19 protein-coding genes are annotated in these 25,592 nt (G+C 64.4%); 15 read left to right on the top strand and 4 right to left on the bottom strand.

The genetic code is table 11. The features are described 5' to 3' along the window. Window positions 1-94 precede the first annotated feature (94 nt). Entirely contained in the window at window positions 95-1,801 is a 1,707-nt protein-coding gene (locus tag ACTUWL_RS04790) for a methyl-accepting chemotaxis protein (RefSeq protein ID WP_021079927.1), read from the bottom strand. A gap of 344 nt (window positions 1,802-2,145) precedes the next feature. Here ACTUWL_RS04790 and ACTUWL_RS04785 point away from each other — a divergent pair, with 344 nt between their 5' ends. The 4 genes from ACTUWL_RS04785 to ACTUWL_RS04770 all read left to right on the top strand — a co-directional run bounded on the left by ACTUWL_RS04785 (window position 2,146) and on the right by ACTUWL_RS04770 (window position 8,624). Then, a complete protein-coding gene (locus ACTUWL_RS04785; RefSeq protein ID WP_021079928.1) occupies window positions 2,146-3,528 on the top strand; it encodes an ethanolamine ammonia-lyase subunit EutB in 1,383 nt (460 codons plus the stop codon). Window positions 3,529-3,656: 128 nt separating this feature from the next. Next, the gene (locus ACTUWL_RS04780; protein WP_021079929.1) at window positions 3,657-5,243 is read left to right on the top strand and encodes a B12-binding domain-containing radical SAM protein; all 1,587 of its coding nucleotides are present in this window, start codon (window positions 3,657-3,659) and stop codon (window positions 5,241-5,243) included. 4 nt (window positions 5,244-5,247) lie between these two features. Next, window positions 5,248-6,042, top strand: a complete 795-nt coding sequence (eutC, locus tag ACTUWL_RS04775) for an ethanolamine ammonia-lyase subunit EutC (RefSeq protein WP_021079930.1) — start codon at window positions 5,248-5,250, stop codon at window positions 6,040-6,042. Window positions 6,043-6,239: 197 nt separating this feature from the next. Beyond that, the gene (locus tag ACTUWL_RS04770) at window positions 6,240-8,624 is read left to right on the top strand and encodes an efflux RND transporter permease subunit (protein ID WP_021079931.1); all 2,385 of its coding nucleotides are present in this window, start codon (window positions 6,240-6,242) and stop codon (window positions 8,622-8,624) included. Window positions 8,625-8,705: 81 nt separating this feature from the next. On the opposite strand, the gene ACTUWL_RS04765 is transcribed toward ACTUWL_RS04770, so the two are convergent. After that, complete coding sequence (locus ACTUWL_RS04765; RefSeq protein WP_021079932.1) at window positions 8,706-9,209, bottom strand: hypothetical protein; 504 nt, start codon at window positions 9,207-9,209, stop codon at window positions 8,706-8,708. Window positions 9,210-9,612: 403 nt separating this feature from the next. On the opposite strand from ACTUWL_RS04765, the gene ACTUWL_RS04760 reads away from it, so the two are divergent. From ACTUWL_RS04760 to ACTUWL_RS04715, 10 genes are all read left to right on the top strand, one after another. Next, window positions 9,613-9,852 carry a ribose ABC transporter permease gene (locus ACTUWL_RS04760; RefSeq protein WP_021079933.1) on the top strand — a complete coding sequence of 80 codons (240 nt, stop codon included), beginning with the start codon at window positions 9,613-9,615 and terminating at the stop codon, window positions 9,850-9,852. Between the two features lie 195 nt (window positions 9,853-10,047). Continuing rightward, on the top strand, window positions 10,048-10,926 hold the full coding sequence (hpnC, locus tag ACTUWL_RS04755) for a squalene synthase HpnC (protein WP_021079934.1): 879 nt from the start codon (window positions 10,048-10,050) through the stop codon (window positions 10,924-10,926). Continuing rightward, the gene (hpnD, locus tag ACTUWL_RS04750; protein WP_021079935.1) at window positions 10,923-11,759 is read left to right on the top strand and encodes a presqualene diphosphate synthase HpnD; all 837 of its coding nucleotides are present in this window, start codon (window positions 10,923-10,925) and stop codon (window positions 11,757-11,759) included. Before hpnC ends, hpnD begins: the two co-directional genes overlap by 4 nt. Beyond that, complete coding sequence (gene hpnE, locus ACTUWL_RS04745; protein WP_021079936.1) at window positions 11,759-13,009, top strand: hydroxysqualene dehydroxylase HpnE; 1,251 nt, start codon at window positions 11,759-11,761, stop codon at window positions 13,007-13,009. Before hpnD ends, hpnE begins: the two co-directional genes overlap by 1 nt. 163 nt (window positions 13,010-13,172) lie before the next feature. Then, window positions 13,173-15,134, top strand: coding sequence for a squalene--hopene cyclase (gene shc / locus ACTUWL_RS04740; RefSeq protein ID WP_021079937.1), 1,962 nt, complete (start codon window positions 13,173-13,175; stop codon window positions 15,132-15,134). Beyond that, a complete protein-coding gene (locus tag ACTUWL_RS04735; protein WP_021079938.1) occupies window positions 15,131-15,889 on the top strand; it encodes a phosphorylase in 759 nt (252 codons plus the stop codon). The genes shc and ACTUWL_RS04735 overlap by 4 nt, the downstream gene beginning before the upstream one ends. A gap of 346 nt (window positions 15,890-16,235) precedes the next feature. Next, window positions 16,236-16,880, top strand: a complete 645-nt coding sequence (locus ACTUWL_RS04730; RefSeq protein WP_021079939.1) for a TetR/AcrR family transcriptional regulator — start codon at window positions 16,236-16,238, stop codon at window positions 16,878-16,880. Further along, on the top strand, window positions 16,877-18,577 hold the full coding sequence (locus ACTUWL_RS04725; protein ID WP_021079940.1) for an acyl-CoA dehydrogenase family protein: 1,701 nt from the start codon (window positions 16,877-16,879) through the stop codon (window positions 18,575-18,577). The genes ACTUWL_RS04730 and ACTUWL_RS04725 overlap by 4 nt, the downstream gene beginning before the upstream one ends. A 1-nt stretch (window position 18,578) precedes the next feature. Then, window positions 18,579-19,421, top strand: a complete 843-nt coding sequence (locus ACTUWL_RS04720; RefSeq protein ID WP_021079941.1) for a class II aldolase/adducin family protein — start codon at window positions 18,579-18,581, stop codon at window positions 19,419-19,421. Next, window positions 19,418-20,320 carry a Rossmann-like and DUF2520 domain-containing protein gene (locus tag ACTUWL_RS04715; protein ID WP_021079942.1) on the top strand — a complete coding sequence of 301 codons (903 nt, stop codon included), beginning with the start codon at window positions 19,418-19,420 and terminating at the stop codon, window positions 20,318-20,320. Before ACTUWL_RS04720 ends, ACTUWL_RS04715 begins: the two co-directional genes overlap by 4 nt. Before the next feature lie 67 nt (window positions 20,321-20,387). Here the strand turns inward: ACTUWL_RS04715 and hpnH are convergent, their stop codons facing one another. Continuing rightward, window positions 20,388-21,548 carry an adenosyl-hopene transferase HpnH gene (gene hpnH, locus ACTUWL_RS04710; protein WP_021079943.1) on the bottom strand — a complete coding sequence of 387 codons (1,161 nt, stop codon included), beginning with the start codon at window positions 21,546-21,548 and terminating at the stop codon, window positions 20,388-20,390. Window positions 21,549-21,594: 46 nt separating this feature from the next. Next, window positions 21,595-22,521, bottom strand: a complete 927-nt coding sequence (gene ispH / locus ACTUWL_RS04705) for a 4-hydroxy-3-methylbut-2-enyl diphosphate reductase (RefSeq protein ID WP_021079944.1) — start codon at window positions 22,519-22,521, stop codon at window positions 21,595-21,597. A 453-nt stretch (window positions 22,522-22,974) separates the two neighbouring features. Between ispH and hpnN the strand changes: the two genes are divergently transcribed. Then, window positions 22,975-25,590: a hopanoid transporter HpnN gene (gene hpnN / locus ACTUWL_RS04700; RefSeq protein WP_021079945.1), complete on the top strand. Its 2,616-nt coding sequence runs from the start codon at window positions 22,975-22,977 to the stop codon at window positions 25,588-25,590. Window positions 25,591-25,592: the final 2 nt, after the last annotated feature.

The raw sequence follows: 25,592 nt of genomic DNA, 5'->3' as shown, positions 1-25,592 counted from the left end.
AGCGCAGGCAATTTATGCGCGTGCGTTGGGGGAGCTTTAACCATCCGGCTTGACCGGGACCCGTCGCGGGTCCTCGACAGATCGCGCGTTCCGTTCAGGTTCCGGTCCGCCGTAGGTCCTCTGCGGCGTCGCTGCGCAAATTGCGGAAGAACTGCTCGACCTCGCGCGACAGCGTCTCGGCGGTCGCGGTCAAATCGTTCGATGCCGCGAGCACCGATTCTGCCGCCTTGCTGGTCTGGTCCATGTCGTCGCGGAGCGAGCCGACATTCGTCACCAGGGTCTCGTTGCCCTGGGCGGCCATCTGCGCATTGGCGGAGATTTCGCGCGTCGCCGCGTCCTGTTGGCCGATCGCGCTTGCGATATTGGCGGTGACGTTGTTGATCTCGCGCACCGCCTGGCCGATTTCGCGCACGGCGGCGACGGAGTTGCGGGTCGAGGCCTGGATCAGGCCGACATTCTCGCTGATCTCGGCGGTTGCCTTCGCGGTCTGTCCGGCGAGCGCCTTGACCTCGTGCGCAACGACCGCGAAGCCGCGGCCGGCATCGCCGGCGCGGGCGGCTTCGATGGTGGCGTTGAGCGCGAGCAAATTGGTCTGCTCGGCGATCGCCTGGATCAGGCTCAGCACGCCGTCGATGCGCTGGGTGGTGGCGGCAAGGCTCTCGATCTCGGTGATCGACCGGTCGGTGCGCGCACCGGCGTGATCGACCGCGCCGGACGACTGCTTGACCTGGCGACCGATCTCCGCGACCGAGGCGGAGAGCTCTTCGGCCGCGCCCGCCACCGCGGAGACGTTGCTCAAGGCCTGTTCGGTCGCGCCTGCCGCCGCAACCGCCCGGCCATTGGCGTCCGCCGCGACGGTCGCGATGGTCTGCGCGGTCTGCCGCATCGTCGCGGCGTTGTCGTGCACCGCGCGCAGCACCTCACCGATGGTGCCGCGGAATGCGTCGACGAAGCTCTCGATGTGCCGGCCGCGTGCGTCGCGGGCCTCGGAATCCTGCAGGACTTGCGCGTTCAGGCTGCGATTGCGGTCCATCGCCTCCTGGAACACCTTGATGGCGCGCGCCAGGGCGCCGATCTCGTCGCCGCGTTCGGCGTGGGGCACCTCGACATGGTCGTCGCCCTCGGCGACGCGCTTGATGGTCGTTGTGATCTGCGACAGCGGCCGCGCCACCGAGCGGGCGATGATCAGCACGCCGAGCACCACCACGACCATGGCCGCCGCGCCGAGCCCGGTCAGCAGCAGTGCCAGCTCGCGGTTGGTGTCGGTCTGCCGTGCCAGCCTCTTGCTGCGCTCGGCATAGACTTTTGAGAGCGCCTCGAGGTCCTTGTTCAGCGCGCTGCGTACGTCGCGGTTGGCGTCGTTGTCGCCCCATTCGCGTCCGGCTGCGCCGCCGATCTCGATGCCGCGACGAACCAGCTCCTTGCGGAAATCGATGAACTGCTCGATGCGCTTCTTGAAGACCGCGAACTCGGTGGCGTCGTCAGCCTGCACCAGGGTTTCCCAGTTCTTGACCACGCCGATGATGCGTTCGTTGAACGCCAGCAGTCCGTCGCTGTATTTCTTCACCGCCGCCGGATCGGTCGACATGTAGATGCCGCGGGATTCCATCACCACGGCATAGACCAGCGAATTGACCCGCTCGACATTGAGCGCGGCACGGCTCGCGAGGTCGACGGCGGCGGTCAACTCGGCATTGCGCCGCGCGTTGTAGTCGGACAGGAAAGTGATGGCCGCAGTCAGCGCCGCAATCAGCGCAAACGTCGAGTACAGCCTGGCAGCAAGCGAGAATCGGGATGCCATTGGAGGCCGGGACATGGAGATGGAGGATGTGATGGGGGCGGGCACTGAGGGCACTCCAGGGGCCGGGGCGTACCTTCGGCCGATTAAAGCTTATGCAAAATCTTCATGGACAATCTCTTAACGCGCGGGCTTTGCGCGATTGCAGTCGTTAAAATCCCTAAATGATCCCAATGTCTTATGCAGCCTCTTGAACCTGCCGGGTTCCCGCGACTGGCGGTTGTGTTGAATGACGCGCCGCCATCATCGTCATTCATCAACATCCAAGGTGCATCGGGCGAAGCCGATGGCACGACTTTCGCAAAGAGGTGCTAGGTTACGCCGCCCCAGCCCTACGCGAATTTCCCATGCACTATCGTCACACCATCGACGCCACCAGCTACGCATTCGACGATCTGCGCATCCTGCTTGCCAGGGCCTCGCCGCCGCGCTCGGGCGACCGGCTGGCCGGCATCGCAGCCGACAGTGCCGCGGAGATGATCGCAGCGCGGCTTGCGCTCGCCGACGTCCCGCTCAAGCAATTCCTCGATGAGCCTGTCATCCCCTACGAGGACGACGAGGTCACCCGCCTGATCCTCGACAGCCACGACGTCGCCGCCTTTTTGCCGGTGTCGTCGCTTACCGTCGGCGGCTTCCGCGACTGGCTGCTGTCGGATGCCGCGACCGGTGAAGCGATCAGCAGGATTTCACGCGGCGTCACCCCGGAAATGGTTGCGGCGGTATCGAAGCTGATGCGCAACCAGGACCTGATCCTGGTCGCCAAGAAATGCGAGGTCACGACCCGCTTCCGCAACACGGTCGGCTTGCGCGGGCGAATGAGCACACGGCTGCAGCCCAACCATCCCTTCGACGATGCCAAGGGCATCACCGCCTCGATCCTCGACGGACTGCTGCTCGGATCCGGCGATGCCTGCATCGGCATCAATCCGGCGAGCGACGATCCGAATGTCATCGGCACCCTGCTGCGGTTGCTGGACGACGTTATCACCCGGCTCGGGATTCCGACGCAGGGATGCGTGCTGACCCATGTCACGACCACGCTCGGACTGATCGGGCAGGGGCTGCCGGTCGATCTCGTGTTCCAGTCGATCGCAGGGACCGAGGCGGCCAATCGCAGCTTCGGCGTCGACCTCTCGCTGCTGCGCGAGGCACGGGAAGCCGGGCTGTCGCTCCGGCGCGGCACGGTCGGCGACAATGTGATGTATTTCGAGACCGGGCAGGGCTCGGCCCTGTCGGCCAACGCCCATCACCAGGTCGATCAGCAGACCTGCGAGGCGCGGGCCTATGCGGTGGCGCGCGCGTTCGATCCGCTGCTCGTCAACAGCGTGGTCGGTTTCATCGGCCCCGAATACCTCTACGACGGCAAGGAAATCATCCGCGCCGGCCTCGAGGATCATTTCTGCGGCAAGCTGCTCGGCCTGCCGCTCGGAATCGACGTTTGCTATACCAACCATGCCGAGGCCGATCAGGATGACATGGACAATCTCCTGACGCTGCTCGCCGCCGCAGGTGTGAACTTCATCATGGGCGTGCCGGGCGCGGATGACGTCATGCTGAACTATCAGTCGACATCGTTTCACGATGCGCTTTATGTCCGTGACCTGTTCGGCCTGAAGCGGGCGCCCGAATTCGACGATTGGCTCGCGCGCGCCGGCCTTGCCGGGCAGGACTTCCGCCTCGTTGCCGATGCGGGGCGGCTGCCTGACCTCGCCGCCAGGCTCCTGACCTGACGGGATAGCAAAATTCTGCAGAGCAACTATCTCGCCGTTGTGACGTTGGTAAGTGCCACAATGTTGAAGAATTTCTGGCCCAGCGTTCCACGCCATGGTTAGATTTGCGGACGCTTCGGGGTCGATTGATGAGAGCTGAGGGCATAGAGACAGCACGGCGTATCCTCTGCGTCTTTCCGCGCTATACGTCGTCGTTCGGGACCTTCGAGCACGCCTACCCCCTGACCGACGGCGTCAAGGCGTTCATGCCGCCGCAGGGCCTGCTGCTGATTGCTGCATACCTCCCAGAGAACTGGCAGGTCCGTTTCGTCGACGAGAACCTGCGCCCGGCCACGGCGGAGGATTTCGAGTGGGCGGACGCGGTGTTCGTCAGCGGTATGCACATCCAGCGCCAGCAGATGAACGACATCTGCCGCCGCGCGCATGACCATGATCTCGTGGTCGCGATCGGCGGGCCGTCCGTCAGCGCGTGCCCGGACTATTATCCCTCATTCGACTACCTTCATGTCGGCGAACTCGGCGATGCGACCAATGAGCTGATCAGGCGCCTGGCGGATGACACCAGCCGTCCCGACCAGCAGGTGGTGCTGAAGACCATCGACCGCCTGCCGATGACGGATTTCCCGCTGCCGGCCTATGAGCTCGCCGAAACCAAGAAGTACTTTCTCGGCAGCATCCAGTTCTCATCGGGCTGCCCCTATCAGTGCGAGTTCTGTGACATCCCCGGGCTCTATGGCCGCAATCCGCGGCTGAAGTCGCCGCAGCAGATCATCGCGGAGCTCGACAAGCTGCGCGCATGCGGTGCGACCGACACCGTGTATTTCGTCGACGACAATTTCATCGGCAACCGCAAGGCCGCGAGCGAGCTGCTGCCGCATCTGATCGAATGGCAGAAGCGGACCGGCTATGTCACGCGCCTCGCCTGCGAGGCGACGCTCAACATCGCCAAGCGGCCCGAGATACTGGAGAAGATGCGCGAGGCCTTCTTCGTGACGATCTTCGTCGGCATCGAGACGCCGGATCCCGATGCGCTGAAGGCCATGCACAAGGATCAGAACATGATGGTTCCGATCCTGGAAGGCGTACGAACCATCAATTCCTTCGGCATGGAGGTCGTCTCCGGCATCATCATGGGGCTCGATACCGACAAGCCCCAGACCGGTGATGCGCTGATCTCCTTCGTCGAGGAGTCCCGGATTCCGCTGCTCACGATCAATCTGCTGCAGGCGTTGCCGAAGACGCCGTTGTGGGACCGGCTGGAAAAGGCGGGGCGGCTGGTCCATGACGACGGCCGCGACTCCAATGTCGAGTTCCTGCTGCCCTACGAGGACGTGGTCAGTTCCTGGCGCAAATGCATGGAAATCGCCTACGAGCCGAAGAAGCTGTTCGAGCGCTATCTGCATCAATGCAACTACACCTATGCCAACCGCATCAAGGTGCCGGTCAGTCCGGAGATGAAGAGCTGGGCCAACATCCGGCGCGGCCTGATCATGCTGCGCAACATCTTCTGGAAGGTCGGCGTGCTCGGCGACTACAGGCGCGTGTTCTGGAAGTTTGCGCTCGGCCGGCTCAAACGCGGCGACATCGAGGGGTTGATCTCGGCGACGCTGGTTGCGCACCACCTGATCACATTTGCGCGCGCAGCCTCCAGCGGCCGGCAGAACGCCTCGAACTACTCGATCCGGCTGCGCGAGGCTTCAGTTCCGGCCGAATGACAGCATGACGACACCGCCGGCGCCATCGACCGCTTCGCTACCCGATTTGCGTGACCTCACGCCGGCACGCGTCGGTCTCGGTCGGTCCGGGGCCAGCCTGCCGACCAATGCGCTGCTCTCCTTCACGCTCGACCACGCCCGCGCGCGCGACGCCGTTCACGCGACGTTCGAGGTCAGCGGCATCGCTGCCGGTCTTGCCGGCCTCGGCATCACACCGCACGAGGTGTCGAGCCAGGCGCACGAGCGGCGCGACTATCTGCGCCGGCCGGATCGCGGGCGCATGCTGGATTCCGCATCGCGGCGGTCGCTGGAAAGCTGCGGCATCACCGCGTGCTCCTGCGCCATCGTGATCGGAGACGGTCTGTCGCCGACGGCGGTCAATGTGCACGCCGTCGAATTGATCCGGCATCTGCTGCCGCGGCTTGCGGCCGACAAGATCGATGCCGGCGCAGTGATCGTGGCATCCGGCGCGCGCGTTGCGCTCGGTGACGAGATCGGCGCCATCCTCGGCGCGCGCATGCTGGTGATGCTGATCGGCGAACGGCCCGGCCTTTCCGCGCCCGACAGTCTTGGCGCCTATCTCACCTTTGCACCGCGGATCGGCCTCACCGATGCCGATCGCAACTGCATCTCCAACATCCACCGTGCTGGCCTGAGCTATGCGGAAGCCGCTCTCAGGATCGCGTGGCTTGTGCGTGAAGGGCTGGCGCGCCAGATCACAGGGGTCGCGTTGAAGGACGAAAGCGGCGGTGGATCATCACAGAATGCGCTCCCAGGGTGTGGCAAATCAGATACTTAATGGTGGGGATCAGCGGTTCCCCGCTGATTTGGCTCGACCCTCGCGCTTGCGAGCAAGAGGGCAGACAGGTAAAACCGGCGCCGGTCAATATTCACGTGTTTTCAAGGACTAGCGCCGAAAAGCCGCGCTCACCCGCCTCATTCGCGCCCCTAGACCCAAGCTAGACAGATTGAGCCGTTTTCAGAACTGGACAGGGCATGCTCGAAAAGAACTCCGAAAGTCAGGTCCACGTCGAGAAGGTCGAAGAGCCGCGGTCGGGCCCCAGCATCGCGTTCGGGATCGAGCGTCTCGGCCTGATCCCGATGCGGGCGCCGATCCTGTCTTGCATCGTGCTCGTTCTGTTGCTGGTCGGCGCCGTATTCGGCGTGCATCGGATCAAGATCGACGATTCGCTGTCGCAATTGTTCCGCTCCGAATCCAAGGACTACAAGCAGTATGAGGCCGTGACCAAGCGCTTCCCGGCGACCGAGTTCGACGTCCTCGTCGTGGTCGAAGGCAAGACGCTGCTCGAGCGCGACAATCTCGGCAAGCTCCGTGACATGGTCACTGACCTGCAGCTCGTCGAGGGCGTGCGCGGCCTGGTGTCGCTGTTCTCCGCGCGCCAGGCGCCGGAGCCCGGCAAGCTGCCGGCGGCGCTGTTCCCGAACGAGCTCCCCGAGGGCGCGGCCTACGACAAGTTCGTCGAGACCGTCAAAAGCAACGAGATTATCCGCGGCAAGCTATTGTCGGAGGACGGCACGCTCGCGCTGGTCGTGCTGTCGCTCGAGCCGGAGGTGGTCGGCAGCAACAAGCTCGGCAAGGTGGTCGGCGACATCAGGAAGATCATGGCCGACGATCTCGGCGGCAGCGGGCTCAATGCCCAGCTGTCCGGCGTGCCGGTCATGCAGCTCGAGATCCGCAACGCGGTCGAGCGCGACGGCCTGACCTACAACATTCTCGGCATCCTCGCCGGCTGCGTCATCGCCATCATCTTCTTCCGCAAGATCTCCTTCATGGTGGCGGCGGCGTTCCCGCCGATGATCGCGATCCTGCTCGCGTTGGGCGGCCTCGGATGGGCCAATTTCAATCTCAACATGTTCCTCAATGTGATGACGCCGCTCATCATGGTGATCAGCTTCTCCGACTCGATGCAGCTGACATTCGCCGCGCGCGACCGGCTGATCGCCGGGCAGGACAAGTTCACCGCGTTCAAGAACGCGGTGCTGGTGGTCGGCCCGGCCTGCGTGCTGACGCACGGCACGGCCGGCATTTCCTTCATCGCGCTGCAGTTCTCGGACTCCGACCTGATCCGCAAATTCGGCGAGGCCGGGCTTGCGGCGACCATCATCGCGCTGGTCGCGGTGCTCTCGCTGGTGCCGGTGTTCGGCATCCTGCTGGTGCGCAACGAGAAGGTCTTTGCGGTCAAGTTCCAGAGCGCGGACGCCGGCGTGCAGGCGCTGCGCAATTTCTGCTACTGGATTGCCGTGCGCATGGTCGGTCGTCCCGGGCTGTTCAGCCTGCTCGCGCTGATCGTCGTCGGCGGCCTCGGCATCATCTATGCCAACCTCGAGCCGCGCTACCGGCTCGCCGACCAGGTGCCGGACAAGCGGCAGGCAGTGGAGGCGTCGAGCCGGCTCGACGCCAAGCTGACCGGCGCCAATCCGGTCGATGTGCTGATCGAATTCCCCAAGGGTCAGTCGCTCTATTCGCCGGAGACGCTGAAGACGATCGCCGATGTCCACGCGATGGTCGAGGACTCTGCCGGCGTCGGCAATGTCTGGTCGCTGGAAACCCTGCGGCGCTGGCTCGCCGAAAAGGCCGGCAGCAACGATGTCGCGACGCTGAAGGAATATGTCGGCGTGATCCCCGAGCATCTCGTGCGCCGCTTCATCTCGAAGGATCAGGATGCGGTGGTGGTGTCGGGCCGGGTTCCGGATCTCGACTCGAGCCAATTGCTTCCGGTGGTGAACAAGCTCGATCATTCGCTGGACAAGGTGCGCGCCGAGCACCCCGGCTACGAGATCGCCGTCACCGGCCTGTCGGTGATTGCCGCGCGCAACAGCGCCAACATGATCGAGAAGCTCAACCGCGGCCTGACCGTCGAGTTCGCGCTGGTCGCGATCTTCATCGGACTGGCGTTCCGCTCGGTCGTGGTGATGTTCTCCTGCATCCTGCCGGGCATCTTCCCCGTGGTGCTGTCAGGCACCGTGTTGTGGCTGCTCGGGGAGGGGCTGCAATTCGCAAGCGTGGTGGCACTGACCGTGTCGTTCGGCCTTGGGCTCAGCGCAACCATCCACTTCCTCAATCGTCTGCGGCTCGAGACCAAGCCCGGTGTCACGCCGGAGCTTGCGGTTGAGCGCGCCACCGTTCTGGTCGGTCCCGCGCTGATCCTGACGACGGTGGTGCTGGCCTGCGGCCTGGTCGTCACCGTGTTCTCCGATCTGCCGTCGCTGCGCCTGTTCGGCTGGCTCAGCGCATTCTCGATGGTCGCGGCCCTGGTCGCGGACCTCTTCATCCTGCGGCCGACCTCGATGTTCCTGATCAACCTGTCGCAAAAGCTCCGCGGCAGGGGCGGGCAGCCGGCGCCGATCGAAAAGGCCTGATCGGTCGACAATTAGAAGGCCCGGTTCCGAGGTGTTCGGAACCGGGCCTTTTTTGTTCGCCGGCGAAATCGATCGGAAGCGTCAGGTCTTCGTCATCGTGATCGTGACGCCGCGGATCTCGCCCTTGGAGTCGATCTGCACCACCTGCTTGGAGCCGTTGGTCTGCAGGTTCAGGTTTGCGGCAAAGCCGGACGCCTCGACGAACACGTCGATCCGTCCGCCGCCCGCGGTGCCCTGCAAATTGCCGAAGATGTTGCGGCTTGCCTCGCTCCAGTTGCCGGAGATCCGGTCGCCCTGGCTGGTGACGTCGCTGGAGAGGTCGAACTTGTAGCTGTCGCTGGCGCAATGCAGCGATTGCTTCAGGTTCATGCCCGACGGCGCGACCTTGTAGTCAGCCTTGCAACGAATGCGTTCGGTCGTGCCGTTGGACAGCGCCACCGTGCCCGTTCCGGTCCACGAGCCGGCAAAACCGGCGAACGGACCGCTGGCCTGCGCATGGACTGCGGAGGCAGACAGCATCAGTGCGGCGCCGACGCCCACAGCTCCGAGGGCCTGAGCATAATGGCTGGAACCAAACAGTTTCATTGTGAATTTCCCATCAAAATCAACGCCTCCCTTGCAAGAAAGCGTCTCGCCGCATCGAAGGTTTAGTGTCACCCAAGAATGTTAGGTTCAAACGACAAAGGCGACGCGCACGATGCCTGTCGTCTTCGAACAGAATCAGAAACGATTGGCCTCATGACGGCATCTAGCTTTGCGTGCGTGCCATCTGCAATAGCCAAACGCGACAAAGTGATGGCGCGAATCGCTTTTGTGAATCAATAACTTAAGTGGGGGTTTACAGCGCCGTAAATTTAGCCGCATTTAGCAGTGCTTGTCGTCAATCCGTTGCCGCGTTACGTGGCGTCTGCAATCCCCAAAATCCGTCCCGGCCATGCCGAAACGCTTTCGGGAACAGATTTTCTGCTGTCGGAAATGAAGGAATACGATGCGTAAATTTCTCTTGGCACTTGCCCTGTTGTCGATCCCGCTCGCGTCCAGCGCCGTCGCCCAGCAGCAGCAGGGACGCGGTACACCCGATGAGCAGAAGGCCTGCACGCGTGACGTGCAGCGTCACTGCCGCTCCGTCATCGATCAGGGCGATTTCACCATTCTCGCCTGCCTGCAGCAGAATCGCAGCAAGATCAGCGCCGCCTGTGAGCAGGTGCTGAAGAGCCACGGCCAATAAGACCGAATTCAGGTCTCAAGGGACCGCCATCAATACCGAGGCTGGCAGCCATGCCGGCCGCGGTCACATATGCTGGCGGTCACAGATAGCATTGGTTTTGGTGGCGTATTCCCCTATATGGGGCTCGCAAATCCCCCGCATGCGCTGACGGTTCGCGCCTGCGTCGTGCCATGACCAGTGTAGCCCAAATTTCCCATGACCACCGCGAGCGACCTGCGATCCGGAAAGACCCACCGCGACGAGAATTTTCCGGTCGCGTCGTGGATCATTCATCCGCGGCACCGTGCCCTGATCCTGGCCTTCTATAATTTCGTCCGCACCGCCGACGATATCGCCGATCACGCCACGCTGCAGCCTGCGGAAAAGCTGCGCTATCTCGACCTCATGGAGGCCGAGCTGCTCGGCAATGGCGAGACCCAGAACGAGGCGGTCAATCTGCGCCGGGCCTTCGCCGAGCGCGGCATGCCGCCGCGGCATGCGCTTGACGTGCTGGTGGCGTTCCGCCTCGACGTCACCAAGCAGCGTTATGAAAACTGGGACGATGTGATCGACTATTGCCGTTATTCGGCGATGCCGGTCGGGCGCTTCATGCTCGACGTCCATGGCGAGGATACCTCGACTTGGGCCGCATCGGATGCGCTCTGCGCCGCCTTGCAGATCAACAATCATCTGCAGGATTGCGGCAAGGACTACCGCAACCTGAACCGCGTCTACCTGCCGCGCGATGCGCTCGCCGCCGCAGGCGCGACGGTGGAGATGCTCGGCGAGGCGAAGTCACAGCCGGCCCTGCTCAACTGTCTGCAGGCGCTCGCGGTGCGCACCGAGACGCTGCTTGTGCAAAGCAAATCACTTGCCGCCGAGGTGAAGGACTTCAGGCTCGGGCTCGAGATCTCCGTGATCCAGGCGTTCGCCGACAAGATCGTCAACATGCTGAAGGTGCGCGATCCGCTCAGCGAGCGGGTGCATTTGAGCAAGGTTGAGCTACTGCTGCAGAGCCTCGGCGGCGTCGCAGTCGAGACCGCGCAGCGCGCGACCGGACGGCGTGTGGTCTCCAGGACGGCGGCCGGCGCATGAGCGTCGAGGCGGCGGCCAACGCAAATTACGGAAGCACTGCGTCGGGCAGCTCGTTCTATGCCGCGATGCGCATCCTGCCGCACGCCCAGCGCGAGGCGATGTTCCAGATCTACAGCTTCTGTCGGCAGGTCGACGACATCGCGGATTCCGACGGCCCGCGGCCGGAGCGGCTGGCGGCGCTGCAACAATGGCGCGACGATATCGACGCGCTCTATGCCGGGCACCCGCCGGAGCGGCTGAAGGACTATGTCGCCTCGGTCAAGACGTTCGGCCTGAAGCGCGAAGATTTCCTCGCGATCGTCGACGGCATGGAGATGGACGTGCCGCAGGACATCCGCGCGCCGGATCTTGCGACGCTCGATCTCTATTGCGATCGCGTCGCGAGCGCGGTCGGCCGGCTGTCGGTGCGTGTGTTCGGCCTGCCCGAGGACGACGGCATCCAGCTCGCGCATCACCTCGGCCGTGCGCTGCAGCTCACCAACATCCTGCGCGACATCGACGAGGATGCCGGTCTCGGCCGGCTCTATCTGCCGCGCGAATGGCTCTGGCACGCCGGCATCACCAACAACGACCCGGCGCGCGTCACCGCCGATCGCGCGCTGCCGAAAGTGTGCGCGCCGCTGGCCGAGCGCGCCAAGATGCATTTCCAGAAGTCCGACGAGATCATGAAGCGCAATTCGCGCCGCGCCGTGCGCGCGCCCCGGATCATGTCGAAATACTACCGCGCGATCCTCGATCTGTTGATCGCGCGCGGCTTCGCCGCGCCGCGTGCGCCGGTGCGTGTGTCCAAGGCCGCCAAGATCGGCATTCTTCTTCGTTACGCGATCATCTGATGCAAAAGACCGTTCATATCATCGGCGCCGGCATTTCCGGCCTCTCCGCCGCCGTGCGGCTCGCCAATGCCGGCTACAAGGTCGCCGTTCACGAGGCGACGCAGCAGGCTGGCGGCCGCTGCCGGTCCTATTTCGACGCCGCCACCAATCTCACCATCGACAATGGCAATCACCTGCTGCTGTCGGGCAACCGTCACGCGCTGAGCTACGCGCGTTCGATCGGCACCGAGGCCGGTCTCGTCGGGCCCGCGCGCGCGCAGTTTCCGTTCGTCGATCTGGCCTCTGGCCGGCGCTGGCAGCTCGACCTCGGCGATTCCCGCCTGCCGCTATGGGTGTTCGACGAGGCGCGCCGCGTCCCGGACACGACCCTGCGCGACTATCTCGCATTGGCGCCGCTGGCCTGGGCCGGCACCGCGGCGCTGGTTGGCAACACCATCCCCTGCAAGGGCACGCTGTATGACCGCCTGGTGCAGCCGCTGCTGCTCGCCGCGCTGAACGTCGATCCACCGGAGGGCTCGGCCGGGCTTGCCGGCGCCATCGTGCGCGAGACGCTGCTCGCCGGCGGGCAGGCCTGCCGCCCGCTGATCGCGCGCGACGGCCTCAGCTCCGTGCTGATCGAGCCGGCCGTGAAGCTGTTGCAGGAGAGGGGCCACAGCGTCCAGTTCAGTCACGAATTGCGTACGCTTGGCATGTCCGGCGATCGCGTCAGCGAGCTGGACTTCGGCGGCGGCGACAAGATCGAGCTGGCGGCCGACGATGCCGTCGTGCTCGCGGTGCCGCCGCGTGCTGCGGCGACCTTGCTGCCGGGCCTGAAAACCCCGACCAAATTCCGCGCCATCGTCAACGCGCATTTCCGCGTCGATCCGCCGCGTGACGCCGCGCCCATTCTCGGCGTGGTCGGCAGCCTCGTGGAATGGCTGTTCGCGTTCCCGCAGCGGCTGTCGGTGACGATCTCCAACGGCGACCGCCTGGTCGACATGCCGCGCGAGGAACTCGCGCAGGCGATCTGGCGGGACATCTGCAAGGCATCGGGCGTGTCGGGCGACCTGCCGCCCTGGCAGATCGTGCGCGAGCGCCGTGCCACATTTGAGGCGACGCCGGAGCAGAACGCCCTCCGTCCGGGGGCCACGACGGCGCAAAAAAACCTGTTCCTTGCCGGCGACTGGACTGCTACCGGATTGCCGGCAACCATCGAGGGATCGGTGCGGTCGGGTGATCGCGCCGCCGATCTGGTTCTGGCCACGCGCTAGATTCGACCTGCTGGAGCATTTTCGAGCGAAGTGGTCACCGGTTCGCGTCAAGAAAGTGCGACCGGCAAATGAATGAGAACATGATCCGATTTGATCGGATCATGTTCGGAAGCGGCCGCGGCTTTCGAACAGCCGGCCCGCGATGAAGAGGATATCGAGCGAGATGCTTTCGAGAGATCACGGCGTTGCAGTCGATCCGGTCGCGCTGGAGAAGAGCATCTCCAAGGCAACCGAAGCACTGCTTGGCTATCGCCAGTCCGACGGACATTGGGTGTTCGAGCTCGAGGCCGACAGCACCATTCCGGCCGAGTACATCCTGCTGCGTCACTATCTGGCCGAGCCCGTCGATGCGGCCCTCGAGGCCAAGATCGGCAACTATCTGCGCCGCGTCCAGGGCGCGCATGGCGGCTGGCCGCTGGTGCATGACGGCCCGTTCGACATGAGCGCCAGCGTGAAGTCGTACTTCGCGCTGAAGATGATCGGCGATTCCGTCGACGCGCCGCACATGGTGCGGGCGCGCGAGGCGATCCGCTCGCGCGGCGGCGCTTCGGGCAGCAACGTGTTCACGCGCTTCCTGCTCGCGCTCTATGGCGTCGTGACCTGGCGCGCAACGCCGGTGCTGCCGATCGAGATCATGCTGCTGCCGATGTGGTCGCCGTTCCACATCAACAAGATCTCGTACTGGGCGCGCACCACGATGGTGCCGCTGATGGTGCTCGCCGCGCTGAAGCCGCGCGCGAAGAATCCGAAGGGCGTCGGCATCGACGAGCTGTTCCTGGAGGATCCGAAATCGGTCCGCATGGCGCCGAAGGCGCCGCACCAGAGCGCGAGCTGGTTCTACCTGTTCCGCTCGCTCGACGCCGTGCTGCGCGTGATCGAGCCGATGTTTCCGAACAGCCTGCGCCAGCGCGCGATCGATGCAGCGCTCGCCTTCACCGAAGAGCGGCTGAACGGCGAAGACGGCATGGGCGCGATCTATCCGCCGATGGCCAACATCGTCATGATGTATGAGGCGCTCGGCAAGGACGAGAGTTTTCCGCCGCGCGCCGTCACCCGACGCGGCATCGACAAGCTGCTCGTGATCGGCGACGACGAGGCCTATTGCCAGCCCTGCGTTTCGCCGGTGTGGGACACGGCACTGACCTGTCATGCGCTGCAGGAAGCCGGCGGCGACGACACCCTCGCCAAGGCCAAGCAGGGTCTCGACTGGCTGAAGCCGCGCCAGGTGCTTGAGCTGAAGGGCGATTGGGCGGTCAAGGCGCCGGACGTGCGTCCCGGCGGCTGGGCGTTCCAGTACAACAACGACCACTATCCCGACCTCGACGACACCGCCGTGGTTGTCATGGCGATGGATCGCGTGCGGCGTCATACCGGGACCCGCGAATACGACGAGGCGATCGCGCGCGGCCGCGAGTGGATCGAGGGCCTGCAGAGCCGGGACGGCGGCTGGGCCGCGTTCGACGCCAACAACCTCGAATATTACCTCAACAACATCCCGTTCTCGGATCACGGCGCACTGCTCGATCCGCCGACCGAGGACGTCACCGCGCGCTGCATCTCGATGCTGGGCCAGCTCGGCGAGACCGCCGAGAGCAGCAAGGCGATGGCCGACGGCATTGCCTATCTGCGCCGTACCCAGCTGCCCGAGGGCTCCTGGTACGGCCGCTGGGGCCTGAACTACATCTACGGCACCTGGTCGGTGCTGTGTGCGCTAAATGTCGCAGGGGTCGATCGCAACGACCCGATGATCCGAAAGGCGGTAGAATGGCTGGCGTCCGTCCAGAATCAGGACGGCGGCTGGGGCGAGGACGCCGTCAGCTACCGGCTGGATTACAAGGGTTATGAAGTTGCGCCGTCGACCTCCTCACAAACGGCATGGGCTTTGCTTGGATTGATGGCCGCCGGAGAGGTCGAAAACCCGGCCGTCGTGCGGGGGGTGGAGTACCTAAAGGCAACACAGACGGAAAAAGGGCTGTGGGACGAGCAGCGATACACAGCTACGGGGTTTCCGCGGGTATTTTACTTGCGATATCATGGCTACTCGAAGTTCTTTCCGCTCTGGGCGCTGGCGCGGTATCGGAATCTGAGAAGCACCAATAGCAGGGTGGTAGGGGTCGGGATGTGATTGTTGAGGCGGGGGCCGCCGAGACCGTGGACAGTAGAATTGATCCTCGGCCGGTATTGATTGTGACTGGATTGGTGCAGGAGGCCCGTATCGCAGCGGGTCCCGGCATGATCGTGATTTGCAGTTCGAGCGATCCGCAGCAGCTGCGTGCATTGCTGGCGACGCTGGATCCGACGACCTTCCGTGGCGTGATTTCGTTCGGCGTGGCCGGAGGGCTCGACCCGTCGCTCAAGTCCGGCGACGTCGTGGTCGCGACCGAGGTGATGTCCGGCGACACGCGTTTCCTGGCGGCGTCCGCCCTGAACGAAGAGATGATCGCCAGCGCCGCGCTGAAGCGCCGCAGGATCGTTCGCGGCGGGCTTGCCGGCGTGGAAGAGGTGATCGCGGCGAAGGCCTGCAAGGCCGCTCTGCGCTCGATGACGGGTGCAGCCGCGGTCGACATGGAGAGCCATATTGCGGCAGCCTATGCCGCCAAGGCGCGCATTCCGTTCGCCGCGCTGCGCGTGATCAGCGATCCCGCGCACCGGGCGCTGCCGGAGCTTGCGAAATCCGCGGTGAAGCCGAATGGCGACATCGACCTGCGCAAGGTGCTGCGGGGCATCGCGCGCAATCCGCGCACGTTGCGGGCACTGGTGTCGACCGGGATCGACTTCAACCGCGCGCTGCGCTCGCTGCGCAGCTGCCGCGGCTTCCTGCTCGGCAACGAAGTGCTGATGCCGGTGGACGGCGTCATGGTCACGGCGAAGGCGGCCTGATCCAACCGTCCCGGGCTGGGACGGGTTTCTCGACGCATCAAGTTCAAAACAAAGGCCTGGTCGCATCGCGACCGGGCCTTTTGCTTTTGGGACCTGGTGGTTTGGCTTGATGCCCACACCGGGCTGGCGCATTGCGCTGGACGGGGGGACAGCTCGGTCCTTGCCGAGGGGCGCGCGAGCGCGTTGCTGCGTGCTGCCTGCGCGCTCCCGTCTTTCGTGCGGGGCGGCGCGGCTTCGGGGCTGGCAGGCGCGTCCTGGGGCCGCAGGGGCCCGCTGGATGCTTGACAGATCCAGGCATTCAACGGAGGATGAATTATGATCCTGTATTCATGAATTAAGGTTCACGATGGCCATCGCGGCGGTTCGCCTCAATCAGCTCGTCGAGACCAAGGCACGCATCCTGGATGCCGCCAGGGAGACGGTGGCGCTGAGCGGCTGGAAGGATGCCCAGATCGCCCTGATCGCGGCACGGGCTGGCGTGGCCACGGGCAGCGTGTATCGCTACTTCGACTCTAAGGCGGACCTGTACGCGCAGGTGCTCGGACTGGTGTCCGAGCGCGAGGTGGCGGTGGTTGCCGCGATCGTCGAGGCCGAGGGATCGGCGTCGCAATGTCTGGTGGATGCGATCTACACCTTCGCGGTGCGTGCGATGCGCGGCCGTCGGCTGGCCTACGCGCTGATCGCCGAACCCTGTGAACCCGAGATCGACGCCGCGCGCCTGAAATACCGCGCCGCACTCGCCGACCAGATCGCAAGGCTGGTCCGGCGCGGCATCGCCAATGGCGAGTTCGTCGAGATCGACGCCAACGTCGCTGCATCCTGCGTCACCGGCGCCTTCATGGAAGCGCTGGTCGGTCCGCTGGCGCCCGAGGCGGCTCCCGATTCCGATGCGGCGAAGGCGATCGCGCAATCGATCGCAGGGCTCGCCGCGCGCATGCTGTTTCGCCACACGACGCCTGAATTGACCCCCGTATCGCGAGTCTCCGCATGAATGCGCGTGTCCAGCCTGTAGCCGTCGCAGAAGTGAAAGCCAGTCCGTTTGCGACCCACGAAGTCCGCAACCAGGCGCGGCCCGCGACAGGCTTCAACGCGTTCGAGGACGACCGCGCGCTGAGCGGCCTGATCGCGAAGCTGGCGCCGTGGGCACGCGATAAGCTTTCTGCGCTGGGCGCCCATGCCGGCAGCGAGGCCGCGCAGGAGGCGGCACGACTTGCCAATGAGCACGAACCGAAGCTCGTGACCCATGACCGCTACGGCAACCGCGATGATTGGGTCGAATTCCATCCGGCCTGGCATCAATTGATGGCGCTGGCGTTCCAGAGCGAGGTGCATAGCCTGGCCTGGTCGACGCGCGAGCCGCACGGCCATCTGGCGCGCGCGGCGCTGAGCTATCTCTGGAATCAGATCGAGAACGGCGTCGGTTGCCCGACCGGCATGGCTTACGCCGCGATCGCCGGATTTGCCGGCAAGCCGCAATTTGCGCTGTGGCGGGAGCGAACGCTGACCGCGGATTACGACCCGCGCCGGCTTCCGATCGAGGCCAAGCGTGCTGCTGTCATCGGCTATGCGATGACCGAGAAGCAGGGCGGCTCCGATCTGCGCGAGACCCAGACCACGGCGCGCTTCGTCGAGCGCGGCGCGCATGGCGAGATCTATGCGATCACCGGCCACAAATGGTTCTTCTCGGTGCCGGTCGCCGATGGATTCTACACCCTGGCGCGTACCCGGTCCGGCGTCAGCTGCCTGTTCGTCCCGCGCCTGCTGCCCGACGGCAGCGCCAACCGCATCCACATCCAGCGGCTGAAAGACAAATGCGGCAACCGCTCCAATGCGTCAAGCGAGATCGAGTATCACGACACCTGGTCGATCCTGGTCGGTGAGGAAGGCCGCGGCATCGCGGAAATCCTCTCGCATGCGCATCTGACGCGGCTGGATTTCGCGGTCGGCTCCGCCGGGCTGATGAGGCAGGCATTGAGCCTCGCCATCAATCACGCGCAGACCCGAACCGCGTTCGCCAGACCGATGTCCGAGCTTCCGATGCAGCGCAACGTGCTGGCCGATCTCGCGCTCGAGAGCGAGGCGGCGATGCTGGGCGCGTTTCGCGTCGCGCGCGCGACCGACGGCTTGCAGGCCAGCGAGCACGAGCGGCTGCTGGCGCGGGTCGCGACCCCCGTGATGAAGTTCTGGAATTGCCAGCGCGCGCCGGCCTTCACCTATGAGTGCCTGCAAGTGCACGGCGGCAACGGCTTCATCATGGAGAATGCGATGGCGCGGCTCTATCGCGAGGCGCCGCTGAATTCGATCTGGGAAGGCACCTCGAACATGATGTGCATGGACGTGCTGCGCGCCATGCAGCGCGATGCCAAGTGCCGCGATGCGTTCATCGACGAATTGCGCGGGAGCAGGGGCCTCAACCCGATCTATGACCGGAGCACTGACGACCTCGCCGATCGCTTGCAGGCCCGCTATCCGGACGATGGGCACGCGAGGGCGCTGGTCACCCGCATGGCGCATGCGTTGCAGGCTGCCGAAATGCTGAGACACAGCGACGCGACTGCCGCTGATCTGTTCGTGCAATCGAGGTTCGGCGCCGATGCGACGCATGTGTTCGGCGCGCTGCCGTCGTCGGAGGGGCTCAGCCATATCGTCGAACGCGCCTCCGTCATCCGTCACCAAGGGCCCAAGTAACATGCGCCAGAGCGAAGTTTGTGCCGTCAACGACGTCAGAGCCGTCGTGGGTGAACGGGAGTGGGCGACCCGGGTCGACCTCGCGGCGTGCTACCGCCTGGTCGCGCTCTATGGCATGACCGACCTGATCTACAACCATATCAGCGCGCAGGTGCCGGGGCATGACGATCAGTATCTGATCAATCCCTACGGCATGCTGTACGAGGAGATCACGGCGTCGAGCCTGGTCAAGATCGACATCGAGGGCCGGACGCTGTTGCAGCCCGATCACGGCTACAACGTCAACGTCGCCGGCTTCTATCTGCATGCGCCGATCCATCGCGCACGGCCCGACGTGAAGTGCGTTCTGCATACCCACACCAGGGCAGGCACGGCGGTCAGCGCGCTCGCCGAAGGGCTGTTGCCGCTGTCGCAGACCGCGATGCGGTTCCACGGGCGGATCGGCTATCACGATTTCGAGGGGCCGGCGATCGATCGTGAGGAATGCGACCGCGTCGTGGCCGATCTCGGCCGCAACAACGTGCTGATCCTGCGCAATCACGGCCTGCTGGTGTGCGGCAACACGATTCAGCAGGCGTTCAACGCGATCTATTGGCTTGAGCAGGCCTGCCGGATCCAGGTCGATGCGCTCGGCTGCGGCCGGCCGCTGCATGCGCCGACCGAGCTTGCAATCGGCAACACGGTGACCTGCTTTGCCGGCACCGAGATCACGCTGGACAATGAGCGCGACACCAATCCGACCATGAACGAAGCGGCGCAGAATCTGCAAGCCGGCTACGGCCTGCTGGAATGGCCGGCACTGCGGCGCCGGCTCGACCGCCTTGATGGGAGCTACGCGCAATGAGCTCGTCGCTGGCGGCGCTGCCGATCGGCTTCATCGGCGCCGGCCGCGTCGCGCAAACGCTCGCGCCGGCATTCGCCCGCGCGGAGCTGAACGTCGCGGCATTTCATAATCGCGGTGCCGATGCCGCGCAGCGGCTCGGCTCCCGCATCCTGTCGGCACGGCCGATGCCGGATCCGCAGCAGGTCGTTGACAGCTGCGACATGGTTTTCCTGACCGTGAGCGACGATGCGATCCTGCCGGTCTGCCGCGATCTGCGCTGGCAGCCGCGTCACCGCGTGGTTCATTGCAGCGGCGCGACCGAGCTCGCGGCGCTCGATCATGCCAAAGCCGCAGGCGCGGCCACCGGCGGCTTTCATCCGATGCAGATGTTCGCAAATCCCGACGTCGCGCTCGAGGGATTGCGCGGATGCACCGTCGGCATCGAGGCCGAGGGCGATTTCAGGCGCGACCTGGAATGGCTTGCGACCCGTATCGGCTGCGAGCCGCTGGCGCTGCCGGCCGGCGTGCGCGCGCTGTATCACGCCTCGGCCTACTATGTCGGCCCGTTCCTGATCGCGCTGCTCAAGGAGGGCGTCGAGCTCTGGAAGAGCTTTGGCGCCAGCGAGGCTGACGCGCTGCGGGCGATGATGCCGCTGCTGCGCGGCACGGTCGCGGCCGTCCTCGATGGCGGATTGGCCAACGGCATGGGCGGCTGCGTGGCGCGCGGCGATGTCGGCACCATCCTCAAGCATCTCCGCGCCCTCGACGAGCGCTTTCCGTCCTCGGGCGCGCTGTATCGCGAGCTGGCCCTGCGCAACGTCCCGCTCGGGATCGAACGCGGCACACTCAGCGCGCCGCGCGCGGCCGAGATCGAGCAATTGCTGCTGCGGACGCGATCGGAACTGCTGGCGGCATCCTGATCCAACAAAAAGGCCCCGGTTCGCTGAACCGGGGCCTTGATGTTTCTGTGTTCGCTCGGATCGCGCCTCAGGCGGCTGTCGAAGCCTTCGCCTGCTGCTTGGCGGCGGAGGCTTCAGCCTCGTCGCGGCGGATCTCGGAGAGCTTCTTCTGGACCTGCTCGGCGAAGATGTACTGCGCCGGACGCTGCTTCGACATGTCGATCTCCGGCGCCATCGGGCCCGTGGTCTTGATGCCGCGCAGCGCCACCCACATCGCCTTCAGCGGATTGTTGATCGCGGCAGTGGCTGCGGTCGGCTCGTAGCCGCAATGCGCCATGCAGTCGGCGCACTTCTCGTACTTGCCGGTGCCGTAGGTGTCCCAATCGGTGGTGTCCATCAGCTCCTTGAAGGTCTTGGCGTAGCCTTCACCGAGCAGATAGCAGGGCTTCTGCCAGCCGAAGATGTTGCGCGCCGGCATGCCCCAGGGCGTGCACTCGTATTCCTGGTTGCCGGCGAGGAAGTCCAGAAAGAGCCCGGAATGCATGAAGTTCCACTTCTTGCCCTTGCCGAGCGCAAAGACGTCGCGGAACAGCTTCTTGGTCTTGGTGCGGTTGAGGAAGTGCTCCTGGTCGGGCGCACGCTCATAGGCGTAACCCGGCGACATCGAGACGCCGACGCCGAGCTCGGTGGTGAAGTCGAGGAATTTGGCGATCTCCTCGGCCGGATGGCCGTCGAAGATGGTGGCGTTGACGTTGACCGTGAAGCCACGCGCCTTCGCCGCCTTGATCGCGGAAACGGCGCGATCAAACACGCCCTTCTGCGACACCGCCTTGTCGTGATGGTCCTTCAGGCCGTCGAGATGCACCGAGAAGAACAGATAGGGCGACGGCTCGAACAGATCGAGCTTCTTCTCCAGCAGCAGCGCATTGGTGCACAGCGAGACGAATTTCTTGCGCGCCACGAGGCCGCGCACGATCTCGCCGATCTCCTTGTGGATCAGCGGCTCGCCGCCGGGAATCGCCACCATCGGCGCGCCGCATTCATCGGCCGCGTCCCAGCATTCCTGCGCCGTCATGCGGCGATTGAGGATCGCATCGGGATAGTCGATCTTGCCGCAGCCGACGCAGGCGAGGTTGCAACGGAACAAGGGTTCGAGCATCAGCACGAGCGGATAGCGTTTGCGGCCAAGCAGCTTCTGCTTGATCAGATAACCGCCGATACGCATTTCCTTGAAGAATGGTATAGCCATTAGACGATTTTCTTTCTGCACTTATTCAAAGGGAAGTGGGTTCAGATCAGCCCGCAGTCAGTTCGGCCGGCAGCCGGAATTCGATATTCTCTTCGCGGCCCGGAACGACCGAGACCGATACCGGTCCGATGCGCCGCAGGGCCTCGATGACATCGTCGACCAGAACTTCGGGTGCCGATGCACCCGCCGTGATGCCGACGGCCTTCGCATCCTTCAGCCAATCCGGGTTGAGCTCGCTCCCATCGGCAATGAGATAACTCGCGACGCCGACCTCGGTGCCGATTTCACGAAGCCTGTTCGAGTTGGAACTATTGGCGGCCCCCACCACCAAAATGACGTCCACCAGCTTACTCAGGTCCCTTACCGCAGATTGGCGGTTCTGTGTCGCATAGCAGATATCCCTGATGTCCGGGCCTTGAATATCTGTAAATTTGGCCTGTAGGGCCGCGATGATGTCCCTGGTGTCGTCCACGGACAGGGTGGTCTGGGTGATATAGGCGACCGGAGCGTCGGTCGGCAGCCGCAATTCCGCCACATCCTGGACGCTCTGGACCAGCAGGACCGGTCCCGGAACCTGCCCCATGGTGCCCTCGACCTCGGGATGGCCGGCATGCCCGATCAGGATCAGGGCGCGGCCCCTGGAGATATAGCGTTTGCCCTGGTTGTGGACCTTGGTAACGAGCGGGCAGGTGGCGTTGAGCACGGGCAGGTCGCGGGCTTCCGCCTCCTCCTCGACGCTCCTGGCGACGCCATGGGCGCTGAATACGGTGACCGCCTTGGCCGGCACTTCCGACAGGTCCTCGACGAAGATCGCGCCCTTCTTCTTCAGGCTCTCGACCACATGCTTGTTGTGCACGATCTCGTGCCGGACATAGACCGGCGGGCCATACTTCGCGAGCGCGCGTTCGACGATCTCGATCGCGCGCACCACGCCCGCGCAAAAGCCGCGCGGCTGGGCAAGAAACACTTCCATGGGACGTCCGTTACGCAAATTGCACCAATCTCATTTCATGCCCTGCGGTCTTTCCGACAACGCACTCCGCCCGGTCGGACCCTGCAACGTCGGTTGCAATGTCCGCATCATCTCAGGTCCTGCACGTGATCCGCGCCCTCAAGAGCATGGAAATACAGGGTTTTGTGGCAAAAAGGTAGCGCCGCGAAGGACTGCGATGACGATGCGGGAGGGTATTTGAGGTAATATAGTATTGGATGAGGCCCCTGCGACCGTCGGTCCCCCTCACTTGTTCGTCACTTTATCGCCCACTCATGCGGTCTATACCGGCCACTCGTGGCCGTTCCTGTGGTTTGGAACCTTCTCGCCGTCCCGTCGAGGAAGATAACCAAAACAACATTAGATCGGTCCCCGGAACTCCGCTACAGAGCGGGCGTTTTCGGCCATGCTTCCCCGAGCTTAGAAAGAAACGAAGTGCTGACAAATATTGTCGTCTCCGTTGTTAGGACCTGTACGCGTTTTGCCCTTCCGGTTGTCATTCTCTCTCTGCTGTTGTCGATCGGCGCAGGCTTCTATACGGCCCGCAACTTCTCGATCAACACCGACATCAACAAGCTGATCTCGCCGGATCTGGATTGGCGCAAGCGCGACAATCAGTTCGAGGAAGCCTTTGATCGCGAGCGGCTGATCCTGGCGGTCGTCGAGGCAGCGACGCCCGAGCTGACCAGCTCGGCCGCGAAGGCGCTCACCGCGAGGCTGCAAGCCGACAAGAAGAACTTCGAGGCGATCACCGCGCTCGGCTCCGGCGAATTCTTCGAAAAGAACGGACTGCTGTACCTGCCGACCGAAGAGGTCGGCAAGGTCACGGGCCAGCTCGAATCGGCCGCGCCGCTGATCGAAATCATGGCGGGCGATCCTTCGATTCGCGGTCTGACCGGTGCGCTCGAGACCGGCCTCGCCGGCGTCAAGCGCGGGCAGGTCAAGCTCGACAATGCCGCTCCGCCGTTCAACCTGATCTCGGAGACCGTCGAGACCGTTCTCGCCAAGGGCAGTGCGACCTTCTCCTGGCGCGAGCTCACCAGCGACAAGCCGCTGACCGATTCGGACAAGCGCGCCTTCATCGAGATCAAGCCGATCATCGACTATTCGGCGCTGGAGCCGGGCAAGGCCGCGACCGACGCGATTCGGCAGGCGGCGGCCGATCTGAAATTCCCGACCGAATATCACGCGCGCGTCCGCCTGACCGGACCCGTGCCGATCGCCAACGAGGAATACGCCACCGTGCAGGACGGTGCGATCACCAACGGCATCGGCACCGTGGTGATCGTGCTGGTGATCCTCTGGCTGGCGCTGCATTCCGGCAAGATCATCTTCGCCGTGTTCGTGAACCTGTTCATCGGCCTTGCCCTCACCACGGCGGTCGGCCTGATGATGGTCGGCTCGCTGAACCTGCTTTCGATCGCCTTCGCCGTGCTGTTCATCGGCCTCGGCGTCGACTTCGGCATCCAGTTCAGCGTGCGTTACCGCTCCGAGCGCTTCAAGAACGACAATCTGACGCTCGCGCTCGAGAACGCCGCGCGCCGCTCCGCGGTGCCGCTGTCGCTCGCGGCGATGGCGACCGCCGCAGGCTTCCTGTGCTTCCTGCCGACCGACTACAAGGGCATCTCCGAGCTCGGCAAGATCGCCGGCGCCGGCATGCTGGTGGCGTTCGTCACCAGCATCACGGTGTTGCCGGCGCTGCTCGACCTGCTCAATCCGCCCGGCGAGAAGGAGGCGGTCGGCTACGCCTTCCTGGCGCCGCTCGACCACTTCCTGGAGAAGCATCGCGTTCCGATCATCGCCGGCACGCTCCTGGTCACGGTCGCGGGCCTGCCGCTGCTGCACTACATGAAGTTCGACTTCAATCCGATCAATCTGCGCAATGCCAAGGTGGAATCGATCGCGACATTCCTCGATCTGAGGAAAGATCCGAACACCGGCGCCAACGCCATCAACGTGATGACGCGCTCGGAAGCCGACGCCAAGAAGATCGAGGCCAAGCTCGAGAAGCTGCCTGAGGTGTCGCGCGTGATGTCGCTCGACAGTTTCGTGCCTGATGACCAGCCGGCAAAGCTGAAGCTGATCGCGCAGGCCGCCAAGACGCTCGGCCCCGCGCTCAACCCGGACTCGGTCGATCCGGCGCCGTCGGATCAGGAGAATGTCGAGTCGCTGAAGAGCTCGGTCGACAGCCTGCGCAGGACCGCGGGCGACAGCAAGGGACCGGGTGCGGTTGCCGCGCGCCGACTCGCCGACGCCCTGCAAAAGCTCGCCGATTCGAACCAGGCGACCCGCGACAAGGCGCAGGACGTCTTCGTCGCGCCGATGAAGATCGTGTTCGATCAGCTGCGCAATACGTTGCAGGCACAGACCGTCACGCTGCAGAACCTGCCGCAGGAACTGGTCGAGAGCTGGAAGACCAAGGACGGCCTGATGCGTGTCGAGGTCGAGCCGAAGGGCGATCCGAACGACAACGACAATCTGCGCCGCTTTGCCGACGCCGTGCTCGCCGCCGAGCCGACCGCAATCGGTGGACCGGTCTCGATCCTGAAATCGGGCGACGTCATCGTGAAGGCGTTCATCCACGCCGGAATTCTGGCGCTGGTCACGATCAGCCTGCTGCTCTGGCTGACGCTGCGCCGGGTGGTCGACGTGCTGATGACGCTGGTGCCGCTCTTGGTCGCCGGCATCGTCACGCTGGAGATCTGCGTGCTGATCGGGCTGCCGCTCAACTTCGCCAACATCGTCGCATTGCCGCTGCTGCTCGGGGTCGGCGTGGCGTTCAAGATCTACTATGTCACGGCGTGGCGGCAGGGCAGGACGAATCTGCTGCAGTCGAGCCTGACACGTGCGATCTTTTTCAGCGCGCTGACCACGGCGACGGCGTTCGGCAGCCTGTGGCTATCCAGTCATCCCGGCACTGCGAGCATGGGCAAGCTGCTTGCGCTCTCGCTCGTCACCACGCTGGCGGCCGTTCTGCTGTTCCAGCCGGCGCTGATGGGGAAGCCGCGCGAGGCCCTCAAGGAGGAGGATATCGCCAACGACGTCACCTGACG

The organism is Bradyrhizobium sp. WCU1 (assembly GCF_053474805.1).
The sequence above is the reverse complement of the archived record's forward strand: the minus strand, read 5'-3'. Positions and strand labels throughout refer to the sequence as shown.

Bases quoted from the DNA above. Each gene is read 5' to 3' on its own strand.
- ACTUWL_RS04785 (WP_021079928.1), top strand. From the start codon at position 2,146: ATGCACTATCGTCACACCATCGACGCCACCAGCTACGCATTCGACGAT.
- ACTUWL_RS04760 (WP_021079933.1), top strand. From the start codon at position 9,613: ATGCGTAAATTTCTCTTGGCACTTGCCCTGTTGTCGATCCCGCTCGCG.
- hpnC (WP_021079934.1), top strand. From the start codon at position 10,048: ATGACCACCGCGAGCGACCTGCGATCCGGAAAGACCCACCGCGACGAG.
- ACTUWL_RS04715 (WP_021079942.1), top strand. From the start codon at position 19,418: ATGAGCTCGTCGCTGGCGGCGCTGCCGATCGGCTTCATCGGCGCCGGC.
- ACTUWL_RS04730 (WP_021079939.1), top strand. From the start codon at position 16,236: ATGGCCATCGCGGCGGTTCGCCTCAATCAGCTCGTCGAGACCAAGGCA.
- hpnD (WP_021079935.1), top strand. From the start codon at position 10,923: ATGAGCGTCGAGGCGGCGGCCAACGCAAATTACGGAAGCACTGCGTCG.
- ispH (WP_021079944.1), bottom strand. From the start codon at position 22,521: ATGGAAGTGTTTCTTGCCCAGCCGCGCGGCTTTTGCGCGGGCGTGGTG.
- shc (WP_021079937.1), top strand. From the start codon at position 13,173: ATGCTTTCGAGAGATCACGGCGTTGCAGTCGATCCGGTCGCGCTGGAG.
- ACTUWL_RS04720 (WP_021079941.1), top strand. From the start codon at position 18,579: ATGCGCCAGAGCGAAGTTTGTGCCGTCAACGACGTCAGAGCCGTCGTG.
- hpnE (WP_021079936.1), top strand. From the start codon at position 11,759: ATGCAAAAGACCGTTCATATCATCGGCGCCGGCATTTCCGGCCTCTCC.
- ACTUWL_RS04790 (WP_021079927.1), bottom strand. From the start codon at position 1,801: ATGGCATCCCGATTCTCGCTTGCTGCCAGGCTGTACTCGACGTTTGCG.
- ACTUWL_RS04725 (WP_021079940.1), top strand. From the start codon at position 16,877: ATGAATGCGCGTGTCCAGCCTGTAGCCGTCGCAGAAGTGAAAGCCAGT.
- ACTUWL_RS04765 (WP_021079932.1), bottom strand. From the start codon at position 9,209: ATGAAACTGTTTGGTTCCAGCCATTATGCTCAGGCCCTCGGAGCTGTG.
- hpnH (WP_021079943.1), bottom strand. From the start codon at position 21,548: ATGGCTATACCATTCTTCAAGGAAATGCGTATCGGCGGTTATCTGATC.
- ACTUWL_RS04780 (WP_021079929.1), top strand. From the start codon at position 3,657: ATGAGAGCTGAGGGCATAGAGACAGCACGGCGTATCCTCTGCGTCTTT.
- eutC (WP_021079930.1), top strand. From the start codon at position 5,248: ATGACGACACCGCCGGCGCCATCGACCGCTTCGCTACCCGATTTGCGT.
- ACTUWL_RS04770 (WP_021079931.1), top strand. From the start codon at position 6,240: ATGCTCGAAAAGAACTCCGAAAGTCAGGTCCACGTCGAGAAGGTCGAA.